We start from the raw sequence: 14,517 nt of genomic DNA, 5'->3' as shown, positions 1-14,517 counted from the left end.
GGGCAGCGCGGACTGAAAACTGGTCACTGAACACTGATTACTGATTACTGATGACGGCCTCAGGCAAGCAGCAAGACCACCTTGCCGATGTTGCGGTTTTGGGCAACGTATTCGTGGGCTTCTTGCGCCTGGGTGATGGGAAAGGTGGCGTCCAGGACAGGTTGCAGTTCGCCGGTGCGCAGCAGGGGCCAGAACCGTTCCGTGAATTGGCGGGTGATGGTGACTTTTTCGGCCAACGGCCGTCCCCGCAATGTAGACCCGATAATCTTCAGCCGTTTGCCCAGCAGCAGGCCGGTGTTCATCTCGCCTTTCACGCCGCCCAATGTGCCGATGTTCACCAACCGCCCAAAGCGGCGCAGACTGCGCACATTGCCCGCCAAATACGCGCCGCCCACCGGGTCTAGAATCAGGTCTACCCCTTCGTTGTGGGTGGCGGCGGCAACGGCCGTCGCAAACTCCTCTTCCTTATAGTTAATGGCTAACGTCGCGCCCAATTCCCGGCAGCGGGCCAGCTTTTCCGGCGATCCGGCCGTCACCAAGACCCGTGCCCCGGCGACCCGCGCCAGTTGGATGGCCGCCGTGCCCACGCCGCTGGCCCCGGCGTGAATGAGAACTGTTTCCCCGGCTTGCAGACCACCTTCCAGAAATAGGTTCACAAATGCCGTGAACCAGGCTTCAGGCACGGCCGTGCCCAGGGCAAAGGGCCACGTATCCGGCAGCCGCATGAGCATTCCGGCGGGCACGGCGGCCATTTCGGCGTAGCCGCCGCCCGGCAGCAGGGCGCATACCCGGTCGCCCGCCTGCCAGTCGGTGACGTTGTCGCCAACGGCGGTAATCACCCCAGCCATTTCCAGCCCTAAAATTTTGCTGGCTCCCGGTGGGGGTGGGTAATGGCCTCTGGCCTGGGCAAGATCGGCGCGGTTTACGGCCGTTGCCCGCACCGCCACCAACACCTCATCCGGTCCGTTGGTCACGTCGGCCACCTCTTGCCAGACCAAAAGCGGCTTGTCCGCTTCGTTTTGCACAGCGATTGCTTTCATAAGAACTCACCTCTGGCGCATCGCACTGACCCAGGCATCATAACATTGGTCAGTACGGCCGTCCGCGCCAGGCCGGCCCAATCATGGTGGACTCGCTGCCCGTCGCCTTGTCATTCGTCGCTATCCCTTTGAAATCTGAACAAAATGCCAATCTTTCTATCTTCTGCGTGCCCATTCAGGTAAACTATGCTTGTTTGCAACTGTCCGCATTTTACCTGATAAAAAGGAGACCATCACCCATGTCGCAACGCGAGACCTACATGGTTCAGATCGCCGGCATTATCCGTCATCTCCCGCTGTTTGAAGTTGCGCCGGGCGTGCGCATTGCCATCTTCAATATGCTGGGTGACACCAACATTGTCAAAGCGGCCGCCGCGGCCCTGGCCGAACGCCTGAAAGAAACCGAAGCGCAGGTTTTGGTTACGGCCGAAGCCAAAAGCATCCCGTTGATTTATGAAATGAGCGCCCTGATGGGGCTGCCTTATGTGGTCTTGCGTAAGTCATACAAAACCTACATGGGCGCGGCTCTTGAGGCGCAAACGGTGTCTATCACCACCGGCGCGCCGCAGCAGTTGTACCTGGACGAAAAAGACAAGAGCCTGATTACCGGCAAAAAAGTCATCCTGGTGGATGATGTGGTCAGCACGGGCAGCACGTTGGAAGGCATGGAAATGATCTGCACCCAGGCCAGGGCGAAAGTCAGCCGGGTTGCCGCCGTTTTCACCGAAGGCGACACGGATTGGTCGCACATTGTGGCTTTGGGCAATTTGCCGGTCTTCACCGAGTGATGGCGTCGTCTACGGAATTCTCCTGGCGCGGCAGTGCAGGGTCCTGGTTGAAGCTGGGCGCAGTGTTGGGGGGCACGGCCGTTTTGGGCGGCCTCATTCTTGGCTTTGGCGGACCACTGGCCGGGGCGGCCGTCTTGCTGGCGCTTTTGGCCGGCTTCATTGTCCTGCGCGACATTGAGATTGGCTTTTGGGGCGTGGTTCTGGTGGTCTGCCTGCTGCCTTTTGCCACTTTGCCTATAGACATTGGCCTGACGCCTACTTTTTTAGACATGGCTCTCGGCTCAGTGTTTGTGGTCTGGGCGTTGGGCTTGGTCACCGGCCGGCAGCGCACCATCGTCCTGTCGCCGCTGACTTTGCCGCTGGGACTGTTCATCATTGTCGCCGTCTTTTCCTTTATATTTGGCCTGAGCAACGGGCCGCTGACACCCACGCTGCTGCGCAAATTTGCCGAATTGATCCTGAGCCTGTCGTTTGTGTTGGTGGTGATTGATTATTGCACCACCTGGCAGCGGTTGGAACGGCTGGTGAAAGTGGTCTTGCTGGCCGGAACGGCGGCGGCCGTCCTGGCAATTGGCTTATGGCTTATTCCCGAAGAAACGGCCAATGCGTTGTTGAATATGTTGCAGCGGTTGGGCTATCCCGGCGGCTGGGTGATTCGCTACATCGAGGAGAATCCGGCGCTGTCGGAGCGGGCAATTGGCACGTCGGTGGACCCGAATGTATTGGGGGGCTTGCTGTTGATGATTGGGGCGTTGGCCGGACCGCAGTTGGTGGCGAAACGGCCGTTGTTCTCCCGTTGGTTCACCATGCTCTTGTTTGGTCTGATTGTCGTCGCCCTGGTTCTCACGTTTTCGCGCAGCGCCATGTTGGGCTTGGCGGCCGGTCTGGCTTACGTGGCTGTGCTGCGTTACCGGCGCTTGCTGCCGGCCATGGGCATCGCCGGGCTGCTGTTTTTGCTGCTGCCGGTTACTCAGGGGTATGTTGCTCGTTTTGTCGAGGGCATCCAGGGGCAGGACCTGGCGACGCAAATGCGTTTTGGCGAATACAAAGACGCTCTCATCCTCATCCAACGGTATCCGGTGTTTGGCGTAGGTTTTGCCGGTACGCCGGATATAGACATTTATTTGGGCGTCGCCAACGTCTATTTCACCATCGCCGAAGTGATGGGGTTGGTGGGGTTGTTGGCCTTTTTAATGGTGATTGGCGTTCTCTTCGCCTATGCGTTTTTCAATCGGCGCATATTCAAAGGACACGAGCGCTTGGATGCGATCTGGTTGGGGCTGCACGCGGCCGTTGTTGGCGGGTTGGTGGCCGGGGCATTTGACCATTATCTGTTCAATCTGGAATTTCATCACGCCGTGACGGCGTTTTGGCTGCTGGTGGGCATGGCCGCTGCCGCCACGCGCCTGGGGCAAGAGTTGGCAGAGTAAGGGAGGCCTGTCGTTACCGTCACGGTCGTCTCTAGCCCTGTTTACGGGGCATCGTTTTTTAGCCTGGGGCTTTAGCTCCAGGCGCAGCGGATAACCGGCAACGACCAGCGCTTGAGCGCTGGTCTATAAAACAACGCCGGGTTTACCCGGCGTTTACCTCTTTACCACCGATCGACCCCGAAATACTGAGAACATACCTATGTCTTTTGCCAGACAACGCTGGCAAAAGAAGGCGTCATTCTGACGAGTCTTCGAAGAAGATTCCCTTTGCGGCAGACAAAAGGGGATTCTTCGCTCCGCAGACTCCGCTCAGAATGACACGGCCCACGGCCTTCCTACTGCTGACTCTGCCCCACCAAAGAAAGCCATTCATCATTGAGGCCGCTGTCGGTGACGCCATAGTAGACGTGAACAGCGTCATCGTCACGCAGGGCCAGGTCGTAGAAGACTTTGTCGCCCTGTTTGCGGGCATCTACAATCGCCACATTGCCTTGCCAGCGCAGTTTGTCGGTTTGTGGCAGTCCGGCCTCGGTTTGGGCGATGGCGTAATGCCACAGCTTGCGCGCCGAGGATTTGGTGACGTTTTGGATCAGGTTGCCGTTGCGTAAATCGCGCACTGTATGGTAGATGACCCCGTTGCGTTTTTCGCTGTTGAGAATTTCCACGCCGGTGCGTGGTGGTTCCAACTGCGGCGCGGCGTTGCTGAGTCTGGCGGGGGAAGGGTGATGGTGATGTTTTTCTGGTTTGTTGACGGCCGTTGGTTGGGCATCTGGAACCAGTTCCGGGCGCTTGTCACCGCCAGCCAGTTCAATTTCCCCGCGCTGCAGCCCGTGGGCCACCAACCGCACGATCTCATCGCGCACGGCCAGGTTAGACTCCGACTCGTCGCGCACATAGAACTGGTTGTCATCTATGGCATACGGCCGTTCTGCCCCTGGCTGCACGGTGACGCGCACGATCTGTTTCTTTTGTGAGGGTAGGGTGTCTATGTGGATGTTGGGTTCGGGGGTGATGCGGCTGGATACGCCGGTATACAGCAGGTCTATTGTTTTATCCACTTCGCGCACGCCCAACGGTTCTTCCGCGGGATTGTCGGAAACGCCGATGTAAATGGTGCCGCCATTGGTGTTGGACATGGCGCAGACATCTTGCAGCAAACGGTCCAGGTAGCCACCCCGCTTGGCGACGGTGGGATAAAATGTCTGGACGATGGATTCACCTTCTTCACGGGCCAGCTGCACAAAATCTATCGGGTTGGCGGGGCCGCGATACGGCCGTGTCAATGACAAATCGTTCCCCTTGATCACCTGCTCAATCGCCGTAAAACTGACTTCATCCAACAAAATCTCGGTGGTGCGGTCGCCCACGCCCAGCACCTTGGCCTGTGGCGATTCACGTATCAGCCGGTGGGCGTCTGAGCCTTGAATGCAGCGCATCGGTCGGGGGTATTCCGGTTTAGAGCCATCAAAAAAGCGCCGGGTGGTGTAATGGCCGCGCTTTTCCAGGTCAGTTACCTCCAGGGCGTGCAAATTGGCGTCTTGCGTATAGGCAATCCGCGTCTGACCGCCAAAATCCAGGCCGCGCATCACCACGCCGTTGTTGGAATTGGCATGGGCGGCAATGACCAACCCCCCCGCCTGATTAATGACCTGATAGGCCCGCAGCACGTCGCTGGTTGATCCCACAGTAGAACTGCCTTCGTTTAATTTGTCTATCGGGACGTTTAGGGTTAACAACAGGTGTTCCAGGAAATTTACCGGCGTCTCTGAAGGGAAAATGCCCAAAATGTGGAAGCCAAATGTGGCCGTAAATTCAAAACCGGGCAGCACCAAAATTTTGCCCAATAAGCGGCGATATTCTTCCAGACGCCGTTTTTCGTCGCTGTGCATCCGGTCTAATTCTTCGAGCCACAAAAGCTGCTCGATTTCTTTTTTCATGGCGGCAAAGCCGGCCACTGTGTTGTGGTCGGTGAAGGCAATGATGTGCAGGCCGCGAATCTCTGCCTGACGCAGAATGTCCAGATAGGTGACGCCGGATTGTTGGAAATCGTTGGAAGCAGGGGTATGTAAATGAAGATCCATGCGACGCCACTGCCGTGACGCTTTACTGATCGGCGGTTTTTTGCGATTTGATCTAGCCACTATGTTCCTTTTTAAGCAGCAGAGCATGTAGGTTGTTGCTTAGGGTACTGGGGGAGTAGGGTTTCAGAAAGAAGTCGTCGGCCCCGGCAGCCAGGGCTTCGTTTTCCAGGCGATAATCACCGGAGACCATGAGGACAACGCAGTTTTTATTTGCGGCCGTTTGCCCCGAACGAACGTCTTTAAGCAGACTTAAGCCGCTGGCGCCTTGCGCCAGGTAACAATCAATGACAAACGCATCAACATCTTGGGCGGCGGCCGTTTGCGCTTCGTCTATATTCTTGCAAGCTAAGACGGCATAGCCGTCCAATTCGAGCAACATCTTCAACAGACTGACGTTTGTTGAATCGTCATCTACGATGACCACCGTATTCATGGGCGCACCCTTGCTAACTATCGCCTAACGCGGCAATGCCCCGAATAAGACCGATGGCGTTGATGCCGATGCGCAGCGCTTCGGTTGTGCTGATTTCTGGTGGTCCGCCATGTTTTTCTTCAGATGTGCGCGCCATCAGGTAAGCTGTGCCTAATCCAATGAGGGCGCCGCTAATTGCACCGATGAGCAGCATCTTTGTTTTCCAATTTCCATTTTCTTCTGTTGACATAATTTATTAGCTCCGTTTCAGGTACGTGCCTATTTTTTGCAGGAAGGCCGTCAGGTAAGACAACCTGGCGTTGAATTCGATGATGACGCCGCTGAGTTTAGGCGTTATTTCGGCTGTTCTGGTTTGTGCTTGTTGGACCAGACTGTCGAGTTTCCATAACAATTCCTGGATACGGCCGCCATCATCCAGCCGCGGGATTCCTTGCTGGCGTCGGTTACGGCCCCAGGCAATCAACCCCACCAGCATCGCCGGACCCAGGGCGCAAATCATCATCAAAGGAAGGCTAAACAAGATGATGATGATGTCGGCCAGGGCGGAGGCAAACTCGGCCGCGCCGGTTAAGCCAGGGGCCAAAACGCCAACCAGCAGCAAGATAATCAGGGATAGGGCGACAAGGATCACCACACCGAGGGGCAGGTAAACAAACAGGCGGTTAAAACGATGCAGCGCTGCTTTTCGCTCCAGTTGTTGCGGACTGGGCTGAAAGGGGAGTGGCTGCGGCGTAAAATAGGGTTCTGACTGTGACATAGGCATCTTCTTAACTGTTGGTGATTGTATCACAAGTCATGAAGTTGCTGCGAACATTTTTGGTGATTTTTTAGGGCAGGCGGCACGTTTGTGGGTCAGCGGAGCGCGTTTGGCCTGTTTGGGGATCAATACACTGGCAGTAGACGGTATTTTCACCTTCACCAACCCACATCAGGTAGGTGACGCTGGTTTTAAGGCAGTTGCTTTGCCGGGTGGACGGCCGTTTCCATTCCACCGCCACCCCTTCCTTTTTTGGTTCCTGAAGCAAAAAGATGCGAATATGGCTGCTTTCTTCCTGGCCCAGCGCTATCTGCTGCTCCATTGCCAATGTAAAGGCCATGCAGGGGAATATCATCACCATCAGCCACACGCTAAAAATCAGAAGGTAAACGAAACGACGCAGCCAGCGCATAGAAACGATGTTCCTGAATCAGGCGTCATGGGCCTTTGGCTAAAGACCCATGACGCCTATATTTCAATCAATCTTCAGAATTCATGGCCGGAATATACAATTCGGTGGTGTATTCCTTGACCATGCGCCGCGTGCCGAAGTTGGGGGCGCAGGAGCGAATGGATTCGCGCATAATTTCCACCCAGCCGCGGGGCACATTGTCCCCGTCACGTTTATAGAACGTGGGGATGATTTCTTCTTCCAGGAGTTGGTAAAGGGAACGGCCGTCTTCCGTGTCTTGTTGGTATGGATTATCGTAATGTTTGGCCTTGCCAATAGCCCAACCATTGGCCCCATTGTACCCTTCGACCCACCACCCATCTAAAATGCTGCAATTGATGACCCCATTCACGGCCGCTTTCATGCCACTGGTGCCGCTGGCCTCGCGCGGCCGCTGCGGCGTGTTCAGCCACACATCCACCCCTTGCGTCAAATAGCGGGCCACGTGCATATCATAATCCTCCACAAACGCCACCCGGCCGCCCAGGTTGCTGTTGCGCGACAGATTATAGATTTGCTGAATCAAACTTTTGCCGGGATCATCGGCCGGATGCGCTTTGCCGGCGAAAATAATCTGCATTGGCCGGTGGATATCATGCACCATTGCCTGTAAACGCCCCATGTCACGGAAAATCAGATCGGCCCGCTTATAGGTGGCAAAACGGCGCGCAAACCCAATGGTCAGCGCATCTGGGTCCAGCAGCATACCGCCGGTGAGGATTTGTGACGGATCGTTGGTGCCATCCACCCAGCGCCGCCGCGCCCGTTCGCGCAAGAAGCTGATTAACTTCCGCTTCAGGTCTAGATGGACTTCCCACAATTCGGCGTCCGGTATGTCGGCCAGCCGCTCCCAGATTTTGGGGTTGTCTTCCTCGGTCACCCAATCCAGGCCAACATATTTGTTGTACAGCGCATACAGCTCGCTGCTAATCCAGGTGGAGATATGCACCCCATTGGTGATGGAAGTGATCGGTATATCATCTTCTGCTTTTGTCGGCCAGACATGCTGCCACATTTTACGCGACACTTCGCCATGCAGCTTGCTCACCCCATTGGCCCGGCCGGCCAGAGCCAGGGCCATCACTGTCATGTTAAAAGCAACTCCCCAGGCTTCCTGGTTTTTGCCCAAACCGAGAAACTCTTCACGGCTGATGCCCAATTGGTCCCAAAAACCATTGAAATAATGTTCCACCACCTGGAAAGTGAACGCATCATGGCCGGCCGGAACCGGCGTGTGGGTGGTGAATACAGAATGTTGGCGCACCTGGGCGGAGGCTTCGGCAAAACTCATGCCGGCGGCCACTTTTTCCCGAATCAATTCCAGCAGTAAAAAGGCCGAATGCCCTTCGTTCATATGCCAGACGGTGGGGTGGATGTTTAAGGCGCGCAGCACGCGCACGCCGCCAATGCCCAACAAGATTTCCTGGCGAATGCGCGTTTCACTGTCGCCAGAATAGAGACGGGCTGATAATTCTCTGTCCCAGGGGTCGTTTTCATCTACATCGGTGTCCAGCAAGTACAGCGAAATCCGTCCCACCTGAATGTGCCAGATACGAACATAAACGTCCCGGTCGCCGACGCGCACGCTGACGAGCAGTTCCTGATCTTCCGAAAGGTAAACCGGCGCAATCGGCGCTTTGTCTACGTCTAATTGTTGGTACACGGCTTCTTGCCAGCCATGCCCTGGGATGCGCTGCCGGAAATAGCCCTGCGGGTACAAAAAGCCAACGCCGACAAACGGCAGGCCCAGGTCGCTGGCCTCTTTGGCGTGGTCACCTGAAAGAATGCCTAAACCGCCAGAGTAAATGGGCACAGAACTGTGCAGGCCAAACTCGAAGGAAAAATAGGCGATGGTTTTGTTGGTAACTTCGGGGAATTGGGTGCGGAACCAGGTATGGTTGCTGCGGATTTTCTGGTCATACAGCAGCATGGCTTTGTTGTATTGGTGGATAAAGGTCACATCTTCCGTTGCCGCCTGTAACTGCTGGGCGCTCATTTCTTGCAGCATTTGCACCGGGTTATGCTGCGTGCTGCGCCAGAGCGTATAATCCAATCGCTTGAATACGTTACGCGCTTCGGGTGTCCAACTCCACCACAGGTTATAAGCCAGTTCAGGCAGACGGCCGATTTTTTCGGGGATCTTATTTTCAAAGTTAATCATTGAGATATCCTTGCTTGTATGTTTGTTAACTCGTTTTTTGAATCAGGTGCATTGCCCAGATGTAAGGCGTTACCGCGCCAGGGGGCGGTATCCTTTTGCCAGATTGCCGTTGTATACAACGGCATGGTTGCTGTGTCAACCATGCGGCAGGTGATTATACCATGTTCATTTTGGGCGGCGACAATTTGCGCTGCGCGACAAAGCGGCGTTCTGTGACCCTGGAAACCGCGCCGTACCCAGTAGGCTCCTCTGGCGGTTTAAAAATCGCGCAATGTTTTTTGCGCGGGTGGCTGATGGGCGCGGTCAATGGCTAGTTTCGCCATTTGCTGAATGCACCAGTTGAACTGTTCATCACTCATGAGCGTGTGGTCTATGACGGGCACGGGATTGGTGCTGTTAATGACAACGGGGCGGTCGTCTTTAATGACAAATTCGACCATGTTGACGTCGTATTGATAGGCGCGGGTGAGGGTCAGGGCGTCTTTTTGCAGGTAATCTTTTAGTTTTTTGGGCAGATGGGTGGGTTGGGGGAGGTAACGGCCGTTCCCCACATCATATTGCAGCAGCAGTGCCGTTTCCTGGCCGATGACCAGGGCGTGAAAATGCACATCAGACTCGATCAGCTCCTGCAAAATCATACTGCGGGTGCCGCTTTCATCGTACTGTTGAATCAATTCATCTACATCGTGGACACGGTGGACCACATGACGGCCGCCGCTGTTCATGTCTTTGAAGATGGCCGGCACACCCACATAATCCACGATCCCCTCCCAATTCATGGGGTAAACCAGGTTGCGGAAGGCGTCTGGCCCAACGTCTTGCAGGCGAATATATTTGTTGGGCAGGGCCACCGTACGCGGGCTGTTCATGCCCAACTGCTTAACCAGGGCCAGACCGTAAAATTTACTGTCGGCTGACCAGATGAAGGGGTTGTTGATGATGTAACAGTTCTGCAGCGCGGCATATTTGGCATAGGCGCGGTAATAGGGCGTTTCGTTGGAGATGCGGTCTACGATGACGTGATACGGGCAGGCTTCGTCTACAAATGTGCCGCCAATCTGAACCAGTTCAGCGACAACGTCTTGTCCGGCGCTGTTGACGGCGTGTAAAAAGGCGTCAGGCCATTCAGCTTCTCCGCCGATTAGAATGCCAATACGTTTAGGCTCTTGTTGGGTCATATCGTTTCACCTTTCCAGGTTGGGCAATCGGTTAAAAGGTCAAAGACTATACCCCATTTCAGGCGGCCTGCCGAAGAAATCAACGGCTGAATTGGGCCAATATCTGGTCGTAACGGGGCGCCAGTTGTCGCCAGTCGTAGACAGTAATGGCCGCGGCCATCTCCCGCGCCACCATTTTCATTTCCTCTGGGTGGGTCAGGGCGTGCCCCAGCCGCGCCTGCAAACCGGCCTGATTTTCGTATAGACAATATTGGTGGTACAAGTCGGGAATTAACTCCGGGTAGCTGAGGCGGTTGGGCAGCAGTGGGAAGGTGTGGCAGGCAATGGCCTCCAAAATACTGATGCCAAAAAACTCATGGTGGGCCGTCGAAATAGTCAGGTCGGCGGCCCACAGCAGGGCGCGGTACTGTTCCCGCGGTGCATAGCCCACATGGACCACCCGCTCGCCCAAACAAGTGATGGCTTCCTGGAAGATGGACGGCCGTTTACCAAATACCTCACCGCATAGAGCCACCTCAAAGGCTATCCCCGCTTCAGCCAATGCCAACAGCGCCCGAAAAAAGTCATCTGGGTTCTTGTCATATTCCCAGCGTTGATTCCACAGGATGAGGGGTGGGCGCTGGGGCGGGTGGGACTGTACGGCCGTTGCCCCACTTTGCAGATCCGCTAGATGAATACCCACTGGCAAAACCTGGCTTTTGGCCCGCAGCGCGGCCACGCTGGACAGTTCCTGATACTCCGGGAAATGGCGCAGAAAGCCGGGCAGCGCCGCAAACCAGCTTTCCAAATGATAGCGCGAGTTGAACAGCACAAAGTCGGCGGCCAGCATGGAGGCGAAATTGATAAACACGTAATGCAAGTCACGCTCGCCATGTTGGCGGCGCATGGGTCCGGTACGGCCGTCTATCGGCAGTGGATACGTGAGCTGATTTTCGTGCATGTACAGGCCCACCGGTGTGCGGCTAGTTTGCGGGCGGGTCAGGGCCAAAAACGTCGTCAGGTCCAGCATGTCTGTCGCCAAAACCATGTCGGCGGCAAAGCGCGCGGCGCGAAACTGCTGCGCCAGCGTGACCGCGCCGCCATGCATCCGCCACTTCCAGAAGCGGTCCGGCAGGGCAAACAGCCGCATCTCCTGTTGGCTTTCAGCCATCAACCCCTCCGCCCAGGATTGGTGGCTGCCGCCATGATAAGGGGAAACCAGGGCTATGCGTAGTCGTTGGCTCAAATTATCTTCCTCAGTCACTGAACACCAGCTTAAAAACTTTGACAATCACCAGACCCAAAGATACACTCATCGGGAAAATTCTCATAAATAAGTTCTCGCCCCGTTTATGACAATAGTTTATACTTACCTGGCATATTTTCCAGGTCAGGAGACACATTTTGACGGGAGATAATCCTGAACTCTTTTGGGATGCCACATATGCCATTGCCATGGCGCTGATAGACAATTACCCAAACCTTACCCCTGAACAGGTGGGTCTCCAGGAAATGACAGAACTTATTCAGACCTTGCCTGGTTTTGCCGATGATCCTGATCTAGCTACCGAACGAATGTTAATGGACATACAAATTGTATGGTTTGAGGAGACAGCGAATTTATGACCAGTTCAAATGCAGGCGCAGTCGCCCCTGATTTAGTTGTTCCCGAAGAATTGTCGAACAACGTCATGATCACCAACATCGCCAAGCTGCTGGACCCAGCTTACAATTGGGCCAGACGTAATTCCATTTGGCCGATGGTTTTCGGTTTGGCCTGCTGCGCCATTGAGATGATTTGCACGGCCTCCAGCCGCTACGATCTGGCTCGTTTTGGCATGGAAGTATTCCGCGCCACGCCCCGGCAGTCGGATCTCATGATTATTTCGGGCACGGTGACGAAAAAAATGGTTCCCACCATTGTCCGCCTGTACAACCAGATGCCGGAACCACGCTACGTACTGAGCATGGGCGCTTGCGCCTCTGGTGGCGGCCCATTCAAAGAAGGGTATAACGTGGTGGATGGCATAGATAAGTTTTTGCCGGTAGATGTCTATGTCCCCGGCTGCCCGCCAACCCCTCAGGCGTTGATCAATGGTCTGATTGCCTTGCAAGAGAAAATTGATCAGCAGTCTATTGCCACCGCCCCCTGGTACCGCAAAGATGATCCAACGGCCGGCGTTGTGCCGATTCCGGTGTTGGGGCCTGATCTGGTAGACTTGCGCAAAATTGACACCATCAAACGGGAAGCAGCCAAAGCGTTGGCTGAGCAGGAAAAGCAAGAAGCGCAAGAGCGGGAAACGGCCGTTTCCCCTGAAGCCGCCTGATATAACTCGATTAACTTCATTCACAAGGACAAGCAATGAACGAAGCAATACTAGAAGCCCCCGGTTCTGTTCCCCCGGAAACGGCCGTTAATCCCGTCGAACAGGCCATCAACGCCCTCAAAGAGCGCTTCCCCGAAGCCGTCAGCGATGACCCCCGCGACGGCTACAGCGGCCTTCTCGTCGCCGCCGACAAATTGCCTGAAGTCGCCCTGGCCCTGCGTGACGACCTGGGATTTGATTACCTCTCCAGCGTTACCGGCGTGGACCTGATAGAAGATGGCAAACTCGAAGCCGTCTACCACACCTACAGCATAGACCAGGGCGGTGGCTCTGTCGTTTTACACGTCCAGGTAGACCGCGAAAACCCGGTTATCCCCACCCTGGTTCCCGTCTGGCCCGGCGCAGATTTTCAGGAACGTGAAGCCTGGGACCTTTACGGCATTCATTTTGAAGGCCACCCTGACTTACGCCGCATTCTCACCTGGGACGGCTTTCACGGCCACCCGATGCGCAAAGATTGGAAAGAACCTTTCTACGAAGAAGACACCAAACCATTTGGCAGCCGTTGGCCCGCTGGCGGCGTCCTTCGCGCCGAAGAGCTAAACCCCTACGGCCAAAATGTGCAGTACCCGCCCGGTTGGGTCCCCACCGGCGAAGAATACGACGTAGAAACCGAGATGTACGCCATCACCGGCGCTGACCTGGCTTATTCCATTGACGCCTCCCAGCAGATGAAAACCGACAAAATCACCGTCAATCTGGGTCCACAACACCCCTCCACGCATGGCGTGTTTCGTATGGTGGTGCAGCTAGACGGCGAAACTGTCGTAGACCTGAAGCCGGTAATGGGTTATCTGCACCGCAACCACGAAAAAATCGGCGAACGCAACACCTTCCTGGGCAACATTCCTTACACCGACCGGCTGGATTACCTCAGCCCCATCAGCAACAATCATGGCTATGTGTTGGCGGTGGAGAAGCTGTTGGGTTCCGTTGTGCCGGAGCGGGCGGAGTGGATTCGTATCCTCACGGTTGAACTGACGCGCATGGCCAACCACTTGTGGGCGATTGGCTTTTTGCTGAACGATTTGGGCGCGCTGCAAACGCCGATGCTCTATTTCTACATCGAACGCGAGCTGATTTTAGACTTCTTTGAAACGCTTACCGGGGCGCGCATGATGAACAACTACATGCGTTTCGGCGGCGTAGCTTACGATTTGCCCGATGATGTGCGCGGTCAGCCGACGATGTCGTTTCTGGACGAACTGGTCAACGAACGTCTGCCGAAAGCAATTGAACAGGGCAACAACCTGATGACCTTCAACGAAATCGTGCGGGCGCGGAGCATTGGCGTGGGGCGTCTGACGCGCCAGGAAGCCATCGCCTACAGTATGGCCGGCCCGATGCTGCGCGCCAGCGGCGTGAACTACGACGTGCGCAAAGCGGAGCCGTACTCCTATTACGCGAGCCTGGATTTTGACATCCCGGTTTATTACGATGGCGACGTGTATGATCGTTATCGGGTGCGGATGGATGAATTGCAGCAGAGTTTGCGTATTTTACGGCAGGTTTTACCCTATCTGAAGGAAACGGAAGGCAGCCCGGTAATTGATGGCAAGCCCTCTTACGCCATCCGTATCCCGCAGCCGGGGGAGGCTTACGGCCGTGTGGAAAACCCCAAAGGCGAACTTGGCTTCTACATCACGGCCAAGCGGCGCAGCGCCAGCCCGGAGCGGTATCATGTCCGCGCCCCATCGTTCATTAATCTGACCTCTTTGGGCAAAATGTGCCAGGGGCACAAAGTCGCCGACATTGTGGTGATCCTGGGTAGTATAGACATTGTACTCGGTGAAGTAGACCGCTAAAACACCAATCCCGACAGGTTGCAGAAA

14 protein-coding genes are annotated in these 14,517 nt (G+C 55.5%); 5 read left to right on the top strand and 9 right to left on the bottom strand.

From position 1 onward, the window contains the following. Window positions 1-59 precede the first annotated feature (59 nt). Window positions 60-1,040, bottom strand: a complete 981-nt coding sequence (locus IPM39_17675) for an NAD(P)H-quinone oxidoreductase (GenBank protein ID MBK8987869.1) — start codon at window positions 1,038-1,040, stop codon at window positions 60-62. Between the two features lie 239 nt (window positions 1,041-1,279). Between IPM39_17675 and IPM39_17670 the strand changes: the two genes are divergently transcribed. Both IPM39_17670 and IPM39_17665 read left to right on the top strand, forming a co-directional pair. Continuing rightward, window positions 1,280-1,828, top strand: coding sequence for an adenine phosphoribosyltransferase (locus IPM39_17670; GenBank protein ID MBK8987868.1), 549 nt, complete (start codon window positions 1,280-1,282; stop codon window positions 1,826-1,828). Between the two features lie 47 nt (window positions 1,829-1,875). After that, window positions 1,876-3,258 (top strand): O-antigen ligase family protein, encoded by a 1,383-nt coding sequence (locus tag IPM39_17665; GenBank protein MBK8987867.1) that lies wholly within the window; start codon window positions 1,876-1,878, stop codon window positions 3,256-3,258. Window positions 3,259-3,593: 335 nt separating this feature from the next. Here IPM39_17665 and IPM39_17660 read toward each other — a convergent pair whose 3' ends face one another. The 8 genes from IPM39_17660 to IPM39_17625 all read right to left on the bottom strand — a co-directional run bounded on the left by IPM39_17660 (window position 3,594) and on the right by IPM39_17625 (window position 11,544). Further along, on the bottom strand, window positions 3,594-5,339 hold the full coding sequence (locus IPM39_17660; protein ID MBK8987866.1) for a putative DNA binding domain-containing protein: 1,746 nt from the start codon (window positions 5,337-5,339) through the stop codon (window positions 3,594-3,596). Between the two features lie 52 nt (window positions 5,340-5,391). Next, window positions 5,392-5,772, bottom strand: a complete 381-nt coding sequence (locus tag IPM39_17655; GenBank protein ID MBK8987865.1) for a response regulator transcription factor — start codon at window positions 5,770-5,772, stop codon at window positions 5,392-5,394. Between the two features lie 13 nt (window positions 5,773-5,785). Beyond that, window positions 5,786-6,001, bottom strand: a complete 216-nt coding sequence (locus tag IPM39_17650) for a hypothetical protein (GenBank protein ID MBK8987864.1) — start codon at window positions 5,999-6,001, stop codon at window positions 5,786-5,788. Window positions 6,002-6,007: 6 nt separating this feature from the next. Continuing rightward, window positions 6,008-6,529, bottom strand: a complete 522-nt coding sequence (locus IPM39_17645) for a hypothetical protein (GenBank protein ID MBK8987863.1) — start codon at window positions 6,527-6,529, stop codon at window positions 6,008-6,010. A 70-nt stretch (window positions 6,530-6,599) separates the two neighbouring features. After that, entirely contained in the window at window positions 6,600-6,941 is a 342-nt protein-coding gene (locus IPM39_17640) for a hypothetical protein (protein MBK8987862.1), read from the bottom strand. 67 nt (window positions 6,942-7,008) lie between these two features. Then, on the bottom strand, window positions 7,009-9,141 hold the full coding sequence (gene glgP / locus IPM39_17635) for an alpha-glucan family phosphorylase (GenBank protein MBK8987861.1): 2,133 nt from the start codon (window positions 9,139-9,141) through the stop codon (window positions 7,009-7,011). Between the two features lie 257 nt (window positions 9,142-9,398). Next, entirely contained in the window at window positions 9,399-10,319 is a 921-nt protein-coding gene (locus tag IPM39_17630) for a hypothetical protein (protein MBK8987860.1), read from the bottom strand. A 79-nt stretch (window positions 10,320-10,398) separates the two neighbouring features. Continuing rightward, entirely contained in the window at window positions 10,399-11,544 is a 1,146-nt protein-coding gene (locus IPM39_17625; protein MBK8987859.1) for a DUF3524 domain-containing protein, read from the bottom strand. A 158-nt stretch (window positions 11,545-11,702) separates the two neighbouring features. On the opposite strand from IPM39_17625, the gene iscX reads away from it, so the two are divergent. The 3 genes from iscX to IPM39_17610 are packed head-to-tail and all read left to right on the top strand — an operon-like array spanning window position 11,703 to window position 14,490. Beyond that, complete coding sequence (iscX, locus tag IPM39_17620) at window positions 11,703-11,924, top strand: Fe-S cluster assembly protein IscX (protein MBK8987858.1); 222 nt, start codon at window positions 11,703-11,705, stop codon at window positions 11,922-11,924. Next, the gene (locus IPM39_17615) at window positions 11,921-12,625 is read left to right on the top strand and encodes an NADH-quinone oxidoreductase subunit B (protein ID MBK8987857.1); all 705 of its coding nucleotides are present in this window, start codon (window positions 11,921-11,923) and stop codon (window positions 12,623-12,625) included. Before iscX ends, IPM39_17615 begins: the two co-directional genes overlap by 4 nt. 35 nt (window positions 12,626-12,660) lie before the next feature. Next, window positions 12,661-14,490, top strand: a complete 1,830-nt coding sequence (locus IPM39_17610) for an NADH-quinone oxidoreductase subunit D (GenBank protein ID MBK8987856.1) — start codon at window positions 12,661-12,663, stop codon at window positions 14,488-14,490. Window positions 14,491-14,517 lie beyond the last annotated feature (27 nt).

Source organism: Candidatus Leptovillus gracilis (assembly GCA_016716065.1).
Lineage (GTDB): Bacteria > Chloroflexota > Anaerolineae > Promineifilales > Promineifilaceae > Leptovillus > Leptovillus gracilis.
Note: the sequence above shows the minus strand (reverse complement) of the source record. Positions and strands in the feature narration are given on the sequence as shown.